At 47.0% G+C, this 20570-nt stretch carries 2 protein-coding genes; both read left to right on the top strand.

Annotated elements, in window-relative coordinates:
• The first annotated feature begins 158 nt into the window (after positions 1-158).
• Positions 159-15725 (top strand): hybrid non-ribosomal peptide synthetase/type I polyketide synthase, encoded by a 15567-nt coding sequence (locus AB432_RS17045; protein ID WP_048033300.1) that lies wholly within the window; start codon positions 159-161, stop codon positions 15723-15725.
• Between the two features lie 16 nt (positions 15726-15741).
• Positions 15742-20469 (top strand): non-ribosomal peptide synthetase, encoded by a 4728-nt coding sequence (locus AB432_RS17040; RefSeq protein WP_048033299.1) that lies wholly within the window; start codon positions 15742-15744, stop codon positions 20467-20469.
• The last annotated feature ends 101 nt before the right edge of the window (positions 20470-20570 follow it).

Here is a 20570-nt window from a genome sequence, read left to right as displayed (position 1 = left end):
AATAATTGTTTGCTTATATCGGATACCAGTGAGTGACGGCTTGGGGAAATTCACTTCTCTTGTATACACGTGGGGAGCAAGAGGGAGCATTTGGAGTGGTTATGCTCACCAGACAAGGCTAGAAACTATCAAACACGGGACAAGGGAGGAACAACGCTTTGCATTTTGTTCAGACATTAGTAGAAGCGCTGGAATTGTGGAAGAACGAGGACCAAAAAGGCGTTACCTTCATTTTGGGAGACCAGAATGAGGTGTTTGTTTCCTATAAAGAATTGTATGAAGAAGCTCTTGGCTATTTATTTATCCTACAAAAAAGTGGAATCAAGCCTGGTGATGAGGTCGTTTTTCAAATTGAAGATAGTAATCTTCGAACTTTTGTCTGCCTTTTTTGGGGATGCTTACTCGGTGGAATGATTGCTGTTCCTATCTCTGTAGGGGATAACGAAGAGCATCGTCTTAAGCTGTTAAAGGTTTGGCGGACATTAATCAATCCGTATCTCATTACAACGGATGGTGTCTGGAAACGACTGGAGGATTTCTTTAGGAAACACAACTACCTGACGGAAATGGAATCTTTGAAGTCGAAGTCCTTCCTGCTTGATGAGACCGTGAAAACAGAAGAGAAGGGCACAATCTATTATCCTACTGCTGATCATGTGGCCTTTATTCAATTTTCATCTGGGTCTACGGGGGATCCAAAAGGGGTTACCCTGACGCATGAAAACCTTGTCCATAATGTGCTTGCGATTAATAACAGACTTGAAACGACTGAGTCTGACTCTTTTCTAAGCTGGATGCCCTTAACTCATGACATGGGGATGATCGCGTTCCATTTATCCCCGTTGTACGCAGGAGTTCAGCATTATTTTATTCATACCTCACTGTTTATCAGGCGACCTACGCTATGGCTGAAGAAAGCAAGCGAGCACAAGGCGACAATTACTTCTTCTCCGAACTTTGGGTATAAATATGTGTTGTCTAGGTTCAAACCAGAAGTGGCAGAAGAGTGGGATTTGTCTACGCTTCGCGCGATTCTAAATGGTGCAGAACCCATTGCTTCAGAGTTGATCCATCACTTTTTGGATCAGATGAGCCCTTATGGATTGAAGAGAACGAGCATGCTCCCGTGCTATGGATTGGCCGAAGCCTCTGTGGGAGTATCGATACCTGATCAAAACTTGCATTTTACTACGCTTTCTCTGGATCGAAGGTTTATCCAGATAGGAAAGCCAATCAAGATGACGGATCAAACAAATCCAGAAGCGCTTACCCTAGTAGAAGTCGGTTACCCCATTGATTTTTGCGAGGTAAGAATATGTGATGACGAGGATCACGAGCTGCCAAGCGATACGGTTGGCCATATCCAGATTAGAGGGAAGAATGTAACCGCTGGATACTACAACAACCCTGTTGCCACCGCAAATGTAATGACGGCTGATGGATGGCTCAGAACAGGGGATCTGGGTTTTATGCGAAACGAACGTCTTGTCATTACGGGGCGTGAAAAAGACATCATCTTCGTGAATGGTCAAAACGTTTATCCGCATGATATTGAGCGGATTGCTGAAGAAGTCGAAGGAGTCGAGCTTGGGAAGGTCGTTGCTTGCGGGGTATTCAACGAGAAAAGCAAAGAAGAAGACATTCTAGTGTTTATCCTTCACCGAAAAAGTGTAGACGAGTTCATTGCGCTTTCTAAGAAAGTGAAAACGCATTTGAACGAGCGAACCGGATGGAGAATAAGCGAGGTCTTGCCGATTCAGCGCATCCCCAAAACAACGAGTGGAAAAGTCGAACGATATAGAGTGGCTAGGGAGTATCAGTCGGGAGCATTTCGCGAGGTTTCCGAGGAAATGCAACGCCGAATCACCGAACAGGTAGAAGAGGTGGGAACCGATCAATCACCTCAGTTACGTGAAGAAGTAGAAAAACAACTGCTTGCCATTTGCCGCGAGGTGCTTCAATCAGACAGATTGGGACCAAACGACAGTTATTTTGACGTAGGCGTGTCCTCTATGCAGTTGACCCAGTTAGCAGGGCGTATAGAAGAAGAGATGGGGATTACGTTGGCCGTAACAGATTTGTTTGCCTATCCAACGATCTCCAAGCTTTCTCGGAGTCTCTTCCACGACGATCAATCGACTGATCGCCTAAAAGAGACAGATACGGGCCAACAGAAGCAAAAGGATATCGCGATTATCGGGATTTCTTGTAAGTTTCCGCAGGCTCAGGATCTGGATCAATTTTGGCAAAACATCCGGGGAGGAAAGGATTGCATTCACGAGCTTCATGGTCAGAGACGAAAAGACGCCGAACAATATGTATCGCTGGTAAGAGGCGAGCAGGGCAATTCTGACCTTGTGGAGGGTGGTTATTTAGACGAGATTGATAAGTTTGACTATTCTTTCTTTTCGATCACCCCGAAAGAAGCGAAGCTAATGGACCCCAACCAAAGGCTGTTCCTTGAAAACGCCTGGAATACGCTAGAGGATGCTGGTTATGGCGGGCACAAGCTTTCAGGGGAAAAAGTAGGGGTGTATGTCGGCTTCTCCAAGTTAGGATACGATTACGAACGCCTTTTGTCAGTGGTAAGTCCCAAGGATTTGCCCTCTTATGCAGTAGGCAACCTTCCTTCCATTATTGCAAGCCGCATTTCACACTTGCTTGATTTGCGCGGCCCTGCTGTTACCGTAGATACAGCCTGCTCTTCTTCCTTGGTTGCGGTTCATATGGCGTGCAAGGCTATCCAAAATGGTGATTGTGAGATGGCATTGGCAGGTGGAGTCAAAACCATCCTGCTGGCGTTGAAGGCTGGAATTGGAATGGAATCCTCTGACAACCGTTCAAGGGCGTTTGACGATCAATCTGATGGAACAGGTTGGGGAGAAGGCGTAGCTAGTGTTCTGTTAAAACCTTTGGGCAAAGCCATCGAGGACGGGGATCACATCTATGCTGTGATTAAGGGAAGCGCTGTTAATCAAGACGGCATTACAGTCGGGATTACCGCACCGAACTCACAGGCCCAGGCAGAATTGATCGTAGACGCTTGGGAGGATGCGCAAGTCGACCCTGAAACGATTAGCTATATAGAGGCACATGGAACGGGTACAAAGCTGGGGGACCCTGTTGAGCTGGATGGAATTCAAAGAGCATTCCGACAATATACACAGAAGAAACAGTTTTGTGGAATCGGCACTGTCAAAGCGAATATTGGACATTTATATGAAGCAGCGGGAATTGCTGGCTTGATTAAGGCTGCTTTGCAGTTAAAGCACAAAGAGCTACCGGCCCTCGTCCACTTCCAGAAACCGAATCGGAATTTTGCATTTGAAAAGTCACCAGTTTATGCGCAAAACAGACTGGAAAAATGGGAAACAGATGGACATCCGCGGCGATGCGGGGTTAGCTCGTTTGGGTTTAGCGGGACCAATAGCCACGTTATCTTGGAAGAGTATGTGCCCGTTAATGAAACGGAGATGACAGTCTCAGACGAGGTGCAAGTATTTACCTTGTCTACCAAATCAGAGTCAGCCCTTCAACGTCTGATTCAAAAATACCGCGAGTTTCTTTCTTCCAGCGGACCGCTTTCTCTGTCTGATTTGTGCTATACAGCAAATACCGGTAGAGAAACGTTTCCCTATCGCATTGCGCTCATTTTGCATAGTCGCAGTGATTTCGAACAAAAGCTCGACCGATTGGCGGTCCGGCTTGAAAATGATCGAGATGTTTTTGTCTACGCACCTGGTAAAAAGCGCGTTCCAGAAGAAACCGTTCATCTGTTGAGTCAATCCGCTCGGGATGTGCAGGAAAAGTACCACACGGCGAGTACAGAGATGAAGTATTCGTATGCAACGACATTATGCGACTTGTATGTACAGGGAGCTACAGTTGACTGGGAAGCGTTCTACAGCGATGGCAAAAAGAGAAAAAAAATGCCACTGCCAGTCTATCCTTTCGACCAGCATCGCTCTTGGATTACAGATGATGTGATCAGTATCATTCCAGAACAGACGAATACTATGAGCGGAAATAGAGGTGCTACTGTGTCAGAGATAGGAACTGCGCCAATCGTAAAAGTTCTGAAAGAGTTGGTTCATCATGCTTCAGGTTTTGCTGTAGAAGAAATTGATCCATCCCTTCATTTTCTGGAGCTAGGCTTGGATTCTATTATGCTCGTACAAATCAATCGAGAAATTCAGGAAAAGTTTGGAGTGGTCATTCCGGCTCAAGAGTTGTTCGAAACCATTACCAGCGTGGATAAGCTAGCAGCGCACATTGCTCTGGAGCTATCCAGTAGCCCGGCTGTCGCTTCTGCCAAACAAATGGAATGGATGGCAATCGAGCAACCGAAAGCAAACGTAGTGTCGGAACCGAATGAAGTTCAGAGTGTTCAACAATCAGAGCCGAGCGAACAAACCACGAAGATGCCAGTCTCAAGAAGCACTGGGGCGGTTGAAACGATCATTGAAAAGCAGATTTCGCTCTTGTCTGAACACCAAAACCAAATGGCAACGTTGTTACAAAAGCAATTGGATCTGTTGAATCAGGAACAAAGCTATGTACCAAAACAAATCGCTGAATCTGCTCCTGTTGCTCCCGAGAGCAAGAAACCTGAGACAAAACCACCGGTCAAGGTGAAGGGGAATGAAGAGGAACGCCAGAAGCCATTTATACCGTATCAGCCACTGATGATCGGTGAACGAGGCAATTTTACACCGCAGCAAAGAGAGTATCTGAACGCATTCATTCAACGCTATACGGAAAAGACAAAGCACTCCAAGAAGTATACGCAAGAGCACCGATTTGTTCATGCCAACAATCGCAATGTGTCTGGATTCCGTTCGTACTGGAAGGAAATGGTCTATCCGATCATAACGCAAGCATCAGTTGGTTCAAAAATGTGGGATCTGGATGGGAATGAATATGTAGATCTGACGATGGGTTTCGGGGTAAACCTGCTCGGTCATAATCCCGCATTTATTATGAAAAAGCTGGAGGAGAAGATTCAATCTGATCTGCCTCCGCTGGGTCCTATGTCGGATGTAGCTGGAAGAGTAGCGGAATTAATCAGTGAGCTAACCGGAGTAGAGCGTGTCGCCTTTTACAATTCGGGGACAGAGGCAGTAATGGTGGCACTGCGCTTGGCCAGAGCTGTTACAGGCCGTTCGAAAATCGCATTATTTTCCGGCTCCTATCACGGTACATTTGACGGCATTCTGACTGTTGCTGATCCTGAGTCCCAGGACGGGAAGGCCATACCGATGGCACCAGGTATTACCCAGCATACGGTGGATGACGTGCTGGTCTTAAACTACAACCATCCAAAATCAATTGAGCTGATCAAAAAACATGCACATGAACTGGCCGCAGTATTAGTCGAGCCCGTTCAAAGCCGCCGTCCAGATCTGCAGCCAGTGGAATTCTTGAAGGAAGTCAGAGAGATTACAAGCCAGTCAGGCACTGCCCTTATTTTTGACGAGATCATTACGGGATTCCGCATACATCTTGGTGGCGCACAGGCGTGGTATGGAATAGAAGCAGACCTCGTTACGTATGGAAAAGTTCCGGGTGGTGGCATGCCGATCGGTGTTGTAGCCGGGAAAGCTGCGTTCATGGATGCAGTAGACGGGGGGACCTGGAATTTTGGAGATCATTCTTACCCGGTAAATGCGGAGAAAAAGACATTTGTGGGCGGAACGTTTTGCACGCATCCACTGACGATGCATGCCGCGATCGCTACGCTGGAATATTTGAAAGAACAGGGTCCGAAGCTTCAGGAAGCGTTGACTCAAAAGACCCTCTACTTGGTAGATACGCTTAACGCGTATTTTAAGAACGAGCAAATTCCAATCCAGATGATCAATTGCGGTTCCTTGTTCCGCTTCGTATCGTTTACCGATATAGAATTGTTCTTCTATCATCTAATCAGCAAGGGCATTTATATATGGGAGGGCAGAAATTGCTTCCTTTCCACTGCTCATTCCGATGAGGATATCGAGAAACTGATCCAAGCGGTGAAGGAAAGTATTGATGATCTGCGTCGAGGAGGCTTTTTGCCGGAGCCACCCCCAACTTCTCCAAATGGAGGCCGGAAACAAAATCAAGTCGTCGAAATGACAAACTTTACGAGACGGGATGGGCTAAAGCCAGAGGCAACGCTTGTGGAAAGGGTGGGGGAACAACTGAAGCTCCCCCTTAGCCCTGAACAGAAGCAAATGTGGTTTGCAGCCAAATATCGCGTGGAAGCATCAGCCGCTTTTAACGAGACCGCCTCCCTTCAGGTCGAGGGTGAGCTTGATATCCCTGTGTTTGAGCAGGCTGTCCAAACCATGGTGGATCGCCATGAAGCATTGCGAACCATCATTGATTCCAACGGAGAGTATCAGGTGGTACTACCCAAGAGGGACATACGTGTTCGATTCGTGGATTTGAGCCACCTTTCATCCCAGGAACAGGAAGAAAAAAAGAATCAGCTATTGAATGAACAAACAGGCACACCATTTGAACTGTCTTCTGAGGACCCCCTGTATCGGGTAAGTGTCATCAAGCTGGCTTCCGACAAATTCCTGACGTCCTACACCTTCCATCACATGATTGCGGATGGGTGGTCCATGGCTGTTTTTATCAAAGAGCTGGATGATATCTACTCGGCCCTTATACAGAAACGACCAATATTGCTCGAGCCTTCTACACCGTTTTCTGATTACCGAAACTGGCAAGAAGATCAGATGCAAAATCCAGCATTTCAGGACGCGCTCACGTACTGGAACGAAAAATTCGCAGATCCAATCCCCAAGCTCGTTTTTCCTTTAGCGCAACGAGAAACGGGAAAACCATCTTTTACAGGCGAGCGTATTACCTTCAAGATCGACAGTAACATCACAAGGAAGGCAAGAAAAAGAAGCATTCAAAACAAGAACAGTCTGTTTATTACCTTGCTCGCTTCTTTTAACCTCTTCCTTCATCGTATTCTTGGAAATAGAAAAATGGTGGTTGCGATTCCTACTGCGGGTCAATCTCATATCGGCAAAATATCCTTGATCGGAAACTGCGTCAATCTGTTGCCGGTTTGCACGGAGATTGACGGCAATGATACGGCTGCGGAGTATTTGTCCCGAGTGAAACAGGCGGTGGCGGAGATGGAAAAGCATCAAGCCTACTCCTTTGCAGCATTAGCTGAGAATTTGCCGCATCAGAACTTGCCGGAGCTTTCGGTGTTGTTCAATATGGATCGACCGCTTCACAACCTGACTTTCGCTCAAATGAAGGCTACGCTGTTGCCCAATCGGATCATTTACAGCAAGTACGATCTTTTTGTAAACGTGACAGAAGTGGGCGGAGAGCTTGTGGTGGATGTGGATGCACGAAGCGGGGTAGTAACCACGGAGATTCTTCGCCAGTGGGGCGTCTACTTTGCCAATCTTTTGCATCGTATTGCTGAAGACGATCAGGAAAAAATTCGTGCACTATCGCTTTTACAGCCCGACGAGATGGAAAGAATGATACGTGAATCCAGTGGCAACCTGGGCAAATATGCAGCGGATTGGACAGAACTTTTGCAGGATATGCCAGATGATCGAGTAGGACGAGCTTCTCTTTATGTCCTGGATCAGTATCAGCAATTGGCTCCTATGGGTGCAGTCGGACAGGTGTATCTGGCAGATGGGGGATTCGCGCATGCAGACCCGTCTCAGTGGCAGCGAACTACGAAATCTGCTGTTTCGCTAGGAAATGGAGAAATCCACATTATCCATTCATTCGATCGGCTTGCAGGGAAACAAAGCATGATCGGCAGAGAAGTAGAGTCGGCTGGAACGGCAACCGAAGAGACCATCAGAGTCATTTGGCAGGAAATCTTGGGAAGCTCCCCAATGTATCTGGATGATAATTTTTTTGAACAAGGCGGGAACTCCTTACAAGCAACTGTCATGCTCAGCAGAATCTACAAGGAATGCCACGTGCAAATTCCTTTGCATCAAATTTTTCAATCGCAGACGATACGTGAATTAGCCAAATATGTAGACTCTTCCAAGCATCAAGCTTTTACACCCATTCGCTCATGCGAATTGCAGCCATACTATAAATCTTCTTCGGCGCAGAAAAGAATGTACATCCTCCAAGGTCTGGATGGAGGAACCGCCTATAACCTGTCCGGCTACTTACAATTGGATGGGGAACTGGAACTTGATCGTCTGATTCACTCTTTGCAACAGGTTGTACAAAGGCACGAGTCTTTCCGAACCAACTTTGTGATCAGAGATAATGAAGTCGTGCAAGTTTTACATGACGATCTGCCATTGGATATAGAGGTCGAACAATTGGCTGAAGAGGATGTAAATGAGGCGATTCGCACGTTTATCCAGCCATTTGATCTCAGCAAAGCACCGCTTGTTCGGGCGAAAATCTTCCAAGTGTCAGCCAAACGCTTCATTGTAGCTGTGGACATGCATCACATTATTTCGGACGGCTATTCGGTATCCCTGTTTATCCGTGAGCTGCTCCATACGTATAGAGGAGAATCACTGCCTGAGCTCGGCGTGACGTATAAAGATTTCGTGGCATGGGAGCAAGAGAGGGAGCAGTCAGAACAGCTCTTGGCTCAAAAGGAGTACTGGCTTGAGCAATTTAGCCAAGGAGAACTTCCGGTATTGAAGCTTCCCGTCGATTACCAAAGACCGCCGGTTCAATCCTTTGAAGGTGACCGCTTGACGATGGGGATCGGTGAGGAAGTCAGGAAGCGGTTGCTCCAATTGGCTAGGGAAACTGACACGACCTTGTATATGGTATTGCTTGCTGCTTACAATGTCATGCTTTACCGATACACCGGGCAGGAGGAGCTGATTGTCGGTTCTGCTGTGGCGGGAAGACAACATCCTGATTTAGAACGAATGATGGGCATGTTTGTAAATACATTGGCCATCCGAAACTATCCGACTGGAAGCAAGACCTTTACGGATTTCCTGAAAGAAGTGAAATATCAAGCATTACATGCCTTTGAAAACCAGGAGTATCCGTTTGAAAAACTGGTTGATGCTCTGCAACTAAACAAAGATTTGAGCCGCAATCCTCTCTTTGATACCATGTTTGATTACCATTATGAATCCTTTGACGACGTGACCTCAGATGATTTCAAAGTCACGATGTATGAATATCCAAAAGGCGTGTCCCTCTTTGATCTCAGTCTTGATGTCCATGACGATGGAACAACGCTCACTTGCCAATTTGATTACAGCACTCATCTGTTTAAACGCGATACAGTTGAGCGAATGGCCAATCATTTTGCCAAGATCCTTCACTCCATTGTGCAGTCTAATGAGAGTTGCCTAGCTGATTTGGAGTACTTGTCCAGCGAGGAAGTCAAGCAGGTTGTTTCCGACTTTAATCAAGCGAGAAAGCAAATACCCGCACCTCTCTATCCGACGTTCTATGAATGGTTTGAGGCAGAAGCAATACGCCATGCAGAGCAAGTCGCTGTTTCTTACGGGGAAGAGCAGATCAGCTATCAGGAACTGAATGCGAAAGCAAACCGCTTGGCCCGAACGCTGCGTGATCAGGGTGTAAAACCAAACAGCTCCGTTGCGATTTTGGCAGAACGCTCGATTAACATGGTCATCGCTGTTCTGGCTGTCATGAAGGCGGGTGGAGCCTATGTTCCGATTGATCCTCAGTATCCAAAGGACCGCATTTCGTTCATGCTGGAAGACAGTCAGGCAAAGGTCATGCTGGTCAATCAAAATGGACAGAGCGGAATAGACTTCAGCGGCGCCATCATCGATCTGGACGCAGAGGCCAGTTACAGGGAGGATTCGTCCAATCTCGAAGGCATCTCCGGACCGAGCGATCTCGCTTATATCATCTATACATCCGGCACGACAGGTAAACCCAAAGGGGTCATGATCGAGCATCGCAATCTGGTGAGCGTAGCCAATACATGGCGCTATGAGTACGAACTTGAACAGATGAATGTGAATCTTTTGCAGATGGCGAGTTTCTCTTTTGACGTGTTTGCAGGGGATTTGTGCAGGGCCTTGCTGCATGGTGGACATTTGGTGATTTGTCCTAGTGATGTAAGGATTGATCTTCCAGCTCTTTACCAGTGGTTGACCCGGTATGAAATTTCCTTGTTTGAATCGACACCTGCCCTTGTTCTTCCTTTTATGGAGTACATTTATCAAAATGGATTGCCGCTCACTCATCTGAAACTGCTGATTCTTGGTTCGGATACATGCCAAAGTGAAGCGTTTGTCCGGTTGGTCGAGCGTTTCGGGCAGATCAAAATCATCAATAGCTATGGAGTCACGGAAGCGGCTATTGATTCCAGCTACTTCGAAATGGCTGGCGATACCGAAATGACAACCGGAAACGTTCCGATCGGAAAACCGCTGCAAAACACAGAATTTTATGTGTTGGATTCTCAATTGAGGCCACAGCCGGTGGGAGTGTACGGAGAACTATATATCGGGGGAGCGGGTGTTGCACCGGGTTATCTGAACCGTGAGGAATTAACCCGTGAGCGCTTCATTCAAAATCCTTTCCGTCCTGGTGAGACCATGTATAAGACCGGCGATATTGTGCGCTGGATGGCAGATGGAAATATGGAGTTTGTTGGTCGCTCGGACTATCAATTGAAGATTCGTGGATACCGTGTGGAGCTGGGCGAAGTCGAAAATCAGCTGTTACGGCATGAAAAAGTACGCAATGCCATTGTGCTTCCGAAGACAAAGGGAGATGAATCTGTTGTATTGTGCGCGTATTACACGACGGATGAGGGAGTAAGTACGTCTGAAATCAAAGCATTTTTAGCCGATTCCCTGCCTGAATTTATGGTGCCAACCTTTATCATCCAATTGGCAGAGTTGCCTGTGACACCAAACGGCAAAATCGATCGTAATGCTTTGCCAACCCCCGACCTTTCTAAGCTGATATCTGAGGAATACGTAGAGCCTGCGACTGAAAATGAAAGAAAACTTGCAGGAATATGGCAAGAGGTCTTGGGTATCGAGCGAGTCGGCGCTCTGGATCGGTTCTTTGAAATCGGTGGGCATTCGCTGCATGCCGCCATTCTGCTTGCCAAAGTGAATAAGGAGTGGCAGGTAGAAATTCCGCTGCGAGCCGTTTTCCAAAATCCTACCGTCAGAAGTTTTGCCCACGTCATTTCTGAATCGACACAGGCCGAAAAGCCTTTGATTCAGGTGGTTGGAAAACAAGAGCATTATGAGCTCTCTCCTTCGCAAAAAAGGATTTTTACCGTTCAATCACTCGATGAAACAAGTGTGGCCTATAACATGGCAGGCGCTCTGATTCTTTCCGGGAAGCTGGATGTTGCGGCATTGGAAAACGCATTCCAGTCTCTCATCCAAAGGCATGAGGCGTTCCGTACGTCCTTCGACTACGTAAATGGTGAGCCTAAACAATTTGTCCATGACTCTGTCCGCTTTGCCATCGATCAGGCTCACACAGAGGACAGCCCTGAGAGTATAGAAAATCTCATACGGGCGTTCATTCAACCATTCGAACTGAGTCTGGCTCCATTATTGCGCGTAAAGCTGGTCAAACTGGTCGATGACAAGCACTTGCTCCTGATTGACATGCATCACATCATAGCAGATGGAACATCGGTGAGCATTGTAATTGATGAGTTGAATCATCTGTATAACGGGCGGAATCCAGAACCACTCACCGTACAGTACAAGGATTATTCCGCTTGGTTGAAACAGATCAAGACGACGGGTCAGTCGCATAGGCAGGAGAAGTTCTGGATAGATGAATTCAGCGGGGAACTACCTGTTATGAATCTGCCTACGGACTATCAGCGTCCGCAGTTTCAAAGTTTTGAAGGGGGTACGGTCGAAAGCAAGATTGAGGCGGTTGTTTCCCGCAGATTGCACGACTTGGCGAAGGAAGCAAACGTAACGGTCTTTTCCATTCTCTTGGCGGCGTACAACGTGTTACTGTCCAAATATACAGGGCAAGAAGACATTGTCGTAGGGACTCCAGTGGCAGGACGTAACCACACCGATGTTCAAAATGTAGTGGGGATGTTCGTAAATACGCTTGCCCTGCGAAATTATCCAGCAGGCACCAAAACGTTCCGCGAGTTTGTCCAAGAGCTAAGTGAGAAGTCACTACTGGCGTTTGAACATCAGGATTATCCATTGGAAGACTTGGTAGAAAAGCTTCAGGTTCGACGCGACCCAAGCAGGAATCCGTTGTTTGACACCATGTTCTCCTATGACAATGTGGAAGATACGGCATTTGACTGGAACAAGGTAGAGGTCAGGCTTTATCCATTCCAAACGAAAATATCCAAGTTAGACATCGTCATGAATGTCGAGACGAGAAATGACAGCTTTTTTGTGGAGTGCGAATATAGCACCAGTCTATTTAAGTCTGAAACGATGGAGCGTTTTATCAACCATTTTACCAACGTACTGCGGCAGGTAGCGGCGAACATGGATATTCTTGTGGGTGAGATTGACCTCATGTCTCCAGAAGAAGTGCAGTTTTTGGAGAAGCTCAGTAATGATACCAAGCGAGAGTATTCTGTAGTACAACCGATCCATGTTGCCATCGAGGAATCAGCCAGACTTTATCCAAATCGAATTGCCGTTTCCTATCAAGGCTCGACAATCACGTACCAACAATTAAACGAGAAAGCCAATGCAGTTGCTTCTGATCTGCTGAAACGCGGTATAGGAAAAGGCAAGTATGTACCTGTACTTATGGAAAGAAGTCTGGAATTGGTCATATCGTTATTGGGTGTAATGAAGACAGGAGCTGCGTTCTCACCACTGGACATTCAGTGGCCTGTCGATAGACTCCAGTCTGTTATTGCCGAGCTGGGTAGCGAGTTCGTATTCGTAGAATCTGATCATTCCTTTACGGAAACGGATTTGGGAGCGAAATTGGTTGCGATTGATCTGGGGCACCTGACAACGGAAGCGGAAAATCCTAATTTGTCCGTATCGCCGGAAGACCCCATCTACGTCATTTTTACTTCTGGCTCAACAGGCAAACCAAAAGGAGTCGTTGTACCGCATAGAGGGATCGTCAACCGCTTTAACTGGATGGATGATTATTTTGGCCAAGATGCAGCCCAATCTGTCCTTCAAACCACCAACCACGTCTATGACAGTGCCATTTGGCAATTCTTCTGGCCACTGACCAATGGCGGAAAAACGGTCTTGCCTACTACGGGGATGACTGTCTCGGCTGATTACATGGCTGGAATCATAGAAGACGAACAAATTACCTTAACGGATTTCGTCCCATCCGTCTTTAATGTGATCGTAAATCAGTTAGCAGAAAATCTCGAACTACAGGGCAAATTACAATCGCTCAAGAAGATCATTATCGGCGGCGAGGAAATCGTTCCGTCTGCGGTTTCCAAATTCCTGAAAATATTCCAGTATGTATCACCAACGAATTTGTATGGCCCGACAGAAGCAAGTATCGGATGCATTGCCTATCAAATTACGGGAGAAGAAGATCGCATCCCGATTGGAAAACCGATATTCAACACGAAAATCCTTCTGCTCGATGCGTATGGAAAGCGCGTGCCGATAGGTGTCCCTGGAGAAATCTACATCTCAGGCATGCCGCTTGGACTAGGTTACTTGCATAACGAGGAGCTAACGAGACAGAGCTTTGTTGATAATCCATACGCGGAACCGGGCTATGAGAAAATGTATAAGACAGGGGATTTGGCTGTCTATTTACCTGATGGAAACATCCATTTTCTGGGCAGAAGGGATTTCCAGATCAAAATCAGGGGATATCGAATCGAGCCAGGGGAAATCGAAAGCAAGCTGCTTTCGCTGGAACAGGTAAAAGAAGCAATCGTTATCGCCAGAGAAGAAGAAAATGGAAGCAAGTACTTATGCGCGTATATTGTGACAGAGCATGAGCTTGCCGCTGACGATTGGAGAGACTTGCTCGCTAAAGATTTGCCCGATTACATGATCCCGTCTTTCTTCGTTCGACTAGACGCTATGCCGATTACTGCTGTTGGAAAAGTGGATCGGAAAAAACTCCCCCTTCCTGATCGCTCTCTCTTGGTGGAGGAACACGTCGTCGAGCCGTCCGATGAACAGGAACAAATCATGGTCACCATCTGGAAGGATGTACTGGGGCTTGCGCAAGTAAGTGTGACCCACAACTTCTTTGAGCTTGGGGGAGACTCCATTAAAGCTCTTCAGATGATAGCGAGATTGAGGAGTCATGGGTATGAGCTCCGATTGAAAGACTTGTTCCAAAACCCGCGTATTCGCAGTGCAGCAAAATATCTCCAGACGCTGACCAGACAGATTGAGCAAGGACCTGTAATAGGGGCAGTAGCGTTGACACCGATCCAGATGAACTTCTTTGAACAAAACCATCAGAACCCGCATCATTACAATCAATCTGTCATGTTATTCAGCGAAGCTGGCTTTGATCCAGAGCTGGTTCAACAAGCATTTATGAAGCTGATTGAGCATCATGATGCTTTGCGAATGAAATTCCAAATGAATGAGTCAGGCATTGTTCAGGAACATCGGGAACTGGACGAGTGCATGGTTCCCATTACGATCAGGGAGTTCCCGGCTCAAAGCGTAGCGGAGATGGAGCAAGCGGCGCAGCTCATACACGAAGGGATCGATTTGACGGATACTGCGTTGGTAAATCTCGGCCTTTTCCGAACAGATGCAGGAGATCACTTGTTAATCGTGATTCATCATCTCGTTGTCGATGGTGTCTCATGGCGGATTCTTCTGGAAGATTTCCATACGCTGTATGACTCCTTACTGAAGAAAGAAGAGCCTGCTTTGCCTATGAAAACCGATTCCTATCAAACTTGGTCAGAAGAATTGCAAAAATATGCGCAGGGAAGCGAGATTCAGCAGGAAATCGGATATTGGAAACAGGTCGAGGAAATGCCATTCTCTCCTCTGGCAAAGGCAGAAACGATTGGGGCACCGCTTATGCAAGATACAACAGATGTCACCCTCGAGCTTGATGAAGCCTACACAGAAAAGCTGCTGAAGCAGAGCCATCAGGCGTATAACACGGAAGTGAATGATTTGTTGCTTACGGCGTTGGGCTTGACGGTAAAAGAGTGGGCGGGGATAGATCATGTGCTCGTGAATCTGGAGGGACATGGCAGAGAAGAGATCGTGAAGGGCATCGATATTTCACGCACTGTCGGATGGTTTACAGCCCAGTATCCATTCGTACTGGATATGAGCCGATCGGAATCCCTAGGCTACCAAATCAAAATGGTGAAAGACAGCCTGCGACGTGTGCCGAACAAAGGCATTGGGTACAGCATTTTACAGTACCTGTCTGCGAAACAAACCGATGTTCCGTTAACGTTCCAGGTAAAGCCCGAGATCAGTTTTAACTACTTGGGCCAGTTCGATACAGACTTGGAGTCAGGAAGCATGACGACTTCCTCCCTTTCTCCGGGCCGAGAAATCAGTCCGACCGCCATTCGATCCTTTGCGCTTGATGTGAATGGAATGGTCGTGAATCGCAAGCTGACACTTACTTTTACGTATCATCGTGAAGAGTTTGAAGAAGGAACCATTCAGCGCCTCGTGGATGCCTACCGAGATAAGATCGTAGAAATCATTACGCACTGCTTATCGAAAGAGTCAGTCGAGCAAAGCCCAACAGATTTCACATACGATGAGCTGTCCATTGAGGAATTAGATCATCTTTCCCAACTGCTGGGTGAAAAAATTCAATGATAGATGGTGATGAGGTTTGAATGGTGTTCAGATTAAAAATATATACCGCTTGACACCTATGCAAGAAGGCATGCTGTATCACTTTATCCTTCATCCTGAATCAGAGGTTCACTTCGAACAAACGGTGATTACGATGGAGGAGTCGTTGCGGCTTGATCTCCTTGATCAGAGCTTTCGCGACCTCGTCGAAAGATTCGATATCCTGCGAACAGTCTTTCACTATAAAGAAAGTAAAAAGCCTCTGCAAATCGTGTTGAAGCAAAGAGAGGCAGCTATTCAGATTGAGGACATCTCTGACCTGACTCAGGATGAACAAGAAGCATTTGTAGAGCAATTTCTTGTAAGGGATCGGAGCAATAGATTTGATCTGGAAAAAGATCTGTTGTTTCGGATTACCGTTATGAAATTGAGTGAATCAAAATTCAAGATGGTGTGGAGCTTCCACCATATTATTATGGATGGCTGGTGCTTGGGGATTGTCGCAAAAGACTTTTTCCATATCTATCGCTCTTATCTTCAAAATAAGAAGGCCGAGCTTGCTCCACCGTATTCGTTCAGTAGCTATGTCACCTGGCTTGGCAAGCAAAACAAACAAGAGGGACTCTCGTTTTGGCGAGATAGCTTGGATGGATTTGATCAGCAATCTCCTTTACCGGTTGAATATCTTTCAACCGGTAAGGGGTACCAACGAGAATCGATCGTGTTTCGCATTGATCGGGAAACGACTGCCCGTCTGGAGCAGATAGCGAGATCAAATGATGTGACACTGAGCATCGTCTTTCATTCCCTCTGGGGATTGTTGCTGCAACGATACAATTATGCCAAAGACGTTGTCTTCGGCTCCGTCGTTTCGGGACGTCCCTCCGAGCTCATTGGCGTAGAAGAAATGGTTGGATTATTTGTCAATACGATCCCAATGCGAATTCGCACTGAAGGCAAACAGACGTTTTCGGAGTTGCTCGGGCAGGTGCAACAATTCTTCACAGCCACAAGCAGCCACCAATACTTGTCTCTGGCGGATATTCAGTCCGAAACCGCATTAAAACAAAACCTGATTCAGCATCTCATGGTCTTTGAAAACTATCCATTGACGGAGGAGGCATTCGACGAAGATGGAAAAGGCGGTTTATTCGGAATTACGGATGTCCAAGGATATGAGCAAACCAGCTACGACTTCAACTTGTGCATTATTCCCGGAAAGGAATTGGAAATTCACTTTATCTATAATGCGCTTGCCTACAGCGATGCTTATCTGCAAAAAGTCCGAGCGCATTTGAATCAGTTGATTCAAAGTGTCGTCCGCAATCCCGACCAGCCGCTTGCAAACATGCAAATGGTCACGGACGAGGAGCAGGCCCTCATTCTGCAACAATGGAATGACACGGAGATGCTGGTTGATCAAAGGCAAACCATTGACCAGCTATTTAAGGAACAGGTCAAAAAGGCACCGCATCACATTGCCGTGGTCGATCAGGAAGGCACCTACACCTATCAGGAATTAGATGACAAATCCGATGCGCTGGCCCATGTGCTGCGTGAGAAAGGGGTAAAACCAGGCAGTATTGTTGGTGTGATGGTGGAGCGCTCTACCGCTTACAGCCTCGCCATCTTGGCGGTTTTGAAAGCGGGCGGTGCCTTTCTCCCAATTAGCACCGACCATCCGAGCGAACGGATCAGCTATATGATCGAAGATAGCGGGGCCAGCATTGTTTTGATCCATGATCCGACTGTAGCGTATGCAGAGCGTATTCTCCCAGCAGCAATGTTGATCAATCTTGATGATAGGAGCGTATACAACGGCGTTACATCTGATGTACAGACCCTTCATCGTTCCAGTGATCTGGCCTACGTCATTTATACATCCGGATCAACGGGGAAGCCAAAGGGGGTAAGACTGCACCACGTCGGAATCGCCAATCTTCAGCAGTTTTTCATCAACGATCTCGGTATCACCAAAAATGACAAGGTGTTGCAGTTTGCCAGTATCTCCTTTGATGCCTCTGTCTGGGAGTTTACGATGGGGGTATTGACGGGGGCGAGACTGGTCGTAGTTTCAAAGGATGTCGTACTCGATTCGCAGGCTTTCAGTGACTATCTGCTGCGGCATGAAGTAACAGTCGCGACGCTCCCGCCTACTTTTGTGACGTATTTGGAGCCGGAAAATTTCCCGAAACTGCAAACATTAATCACCGCAGGTTCCGCAACAAACTGGGAGCTCGTCCATAAATGGAGCGCGCATTGCCGATACATCAACGCATACGGTCCAACCGAAACAACCATTTGTGCGACGACTTGGACGTATGAAGGGCAAGAGGAGCTGCCGCAGCAAGTGCCGATCGGAAAGCCCATTGCCAACACAAAAGTATACGTGCTCGATCCGCATGGTCATTTGCAGCCCCAGGGAATTCCTGGTGAGCTAGCTATCGCGGGCATTAGCGTCGCTGATGGCTACATCAACCGTGAGGAATTGACGAACGAGAAATTTGTGGCAGATCCGTTTCATTCTGGTTCCAGGCTCTACAAGACGGGAGATATGGTGAAATGGCTTGCGGATGGAAGTCTGGAATATTTGGGGCGAATGGACAATCAGGTCAAGATACGCGGTTTCCGTATCGAGCTTGATGAGGTTGAAAACGTGATCCAATCCCAGGCAGGAGTGAAGGAAGCGGTCGTGCTGGCCAAAAAAGAGCAGGGAGGAGATGCCTGCCTGATCGCTTACCTGGTCTGGGAGCAGCCTGAGTGGAACAGAGATTTGCGTCAGGAGCTTTTGGCTACCCTTCCAGCCTATATGGTACCAACGTATATCCATGTCCTTGAGAGAATGCCTGTAACACCGAATGGAAAAATAGATCGGAGGGCATTACCTGAGCCTGTCATGATCCGGGAGGCGAGTAAGCAACTGAATCCCCCTGTTACAGAGCAGGAGATGAAGCTGGCGGAAATCTGGAAAGAAGTGCTCGACCTACAGGAAATCAGTGTGGATGACCATTTTTATGATCTGGGCGGGCATTCTCTCAAAGCGATCCAACTGGTAGCGCGTCTGCATAAGGAAGGCATTGAAGTGAAGATTCAAACGATCTTCCAATACGATACAGTCAGAGCGCTAGCAGGATATGTAGATACAGTAAACCGGATTCGCACCACAAAAGCGCAAGATAAAAAAGAGCTGGAAGCCTTGATCTACGCCCATTTTCAAGTACGAAGCAACTATGTAGAGGTACCGTTCGGCAGCAAGCACCGAGCTGTTCTGTACGTGGAGGAAAATGCGCAGGGCAAACACCAAGAAATCCTGTCTTTATTGCGTAGGTCTTGTGATCCTGCGATTCAGCCCCACGCTATTCAATATCTGAATATCTCCCAACAAGTATGGGAAAAAGAGAAGAATCATTTCCAAAAGGCTACGCTTGATGAGAAAGAAACCCTGTCATGGCAGGAGTGCCTCGTCAACGACCTCGATCAGAAGCTCCTTCGTTATTCGGAGGCAATCGTCAATCAGCAGACCTTTATCAGACGGCCGCTGTCACCTTCACAGCGCTATCATGTACAGGAAAAGGACATTTCTGGAACGGTAATTCACTTTGAGCGGATGATCGATCCTAAGACGCTGGAAAAAGCCTTTCTTACCATCTTAGAGCGGCATCATTTACTGCGTTGCACGTTGGCTTTTGAGGAAGAAGAGCCATATTGGAAAGAATATCCTTGCCCTAGTGAAATTCAGCTCCCTGTTGTTGATGTATCGGGCGATTCGGAAGAAAGAAAAGAAGCGGTGCGCCATCTTTTACAGAGCGAATATTTTTACAAGCAGCATGATTCGACCAGCTCTTTGTCATACAAAGTGATCTTGCTGAAAGAGAGCGAGAAAGAGTATTCGTTCATATTCCCGGCGTCGCATCTCATTTTTGATTTAATTAGCAGCGAGGTCCTGCAAAACGACATGAACCTGTATTACGAAGCTTTGGAGAATGACTCAGACCTCTCGGAAAATGATCGGAATACGTATTGGGACTTTGTCCGGCAAATTACGAAGGGTCCAGTCGGAATCGAAGATCAGCAGATTACGGAGGAATTTGACCTTCACGCATTTGAGAATAGTCTTTTGTCCATCGAAAGACAGCTCGCATCTTCATCCACTTTGGACGGCTACACGATTGTTACCTGCGAACTAGATATGGACAACCCGCAGGAGACAGAAAATGCGCGGATTCCGATTGCTCTTTTAGCCAGATTTTGTGAAAGAAGTTATGGAGTCCACAAGGCACCCGTCTTCCTCATGAACTTTGGCAGATCCTTTATGGGGAACCATTTCTTCGATGTGCTTGGCGAGTGTATCGATCATATTCCGCTTCATATTGATCCGGCATGGAGTCTGAATGAGTTGGAAGCGTATGTGAAGGTTCGGTTGGATCTCGCAAAGGATAGGAACATCCATTTCGCCAATCTCGTGCAAAATCCTGACGTAACACAAAACTATCCTCTTTCCCATCACTCACTCATCCGATCCATGCAGATGACACCTATTATTTGCAACTTTCTGGGTGAGCAGAACAAGAGTCATCAACCAAGTGAGTACGATTACCTGTTTATAAAAGGAAAGAAACGTATTCTCTTTGAGGCTTCCTATACATCCATGGGCAAAATGACTATTTTTATGGCGCTGCCATATCGCGAGGATGAAAGGAAGCTACGAGTGATCTTGGAAGAGGAAGCGAAAAAATTGATAGGAATGCCTCTAGTCATACGCTAAGAGAGGCCTAGGCATCGTATCGGAAATCGGCAGATGGATTCCGCTCTATTCCGGGTTTATTGCCCGTGGGGTGTAGCGGGATCATCTTGCCGAAATAGTGC

Origin of the sequence: Brevibacillus brevis (assembly GCF_001039275.2) — a bacterium.
In the GTDB taxonomy this organism is placed as follows: Bacteria; Bacillota; Bacilli; order Brevibacillales; family Brevibacillaceae; genus Brevibacillus; species Brevibacillus brevis_C.
The sequence above is the reverse complement of the archived record's forward strand: the minus strand, read 5'-3'. Positions and strand labels throughout refer to the sequence as shown.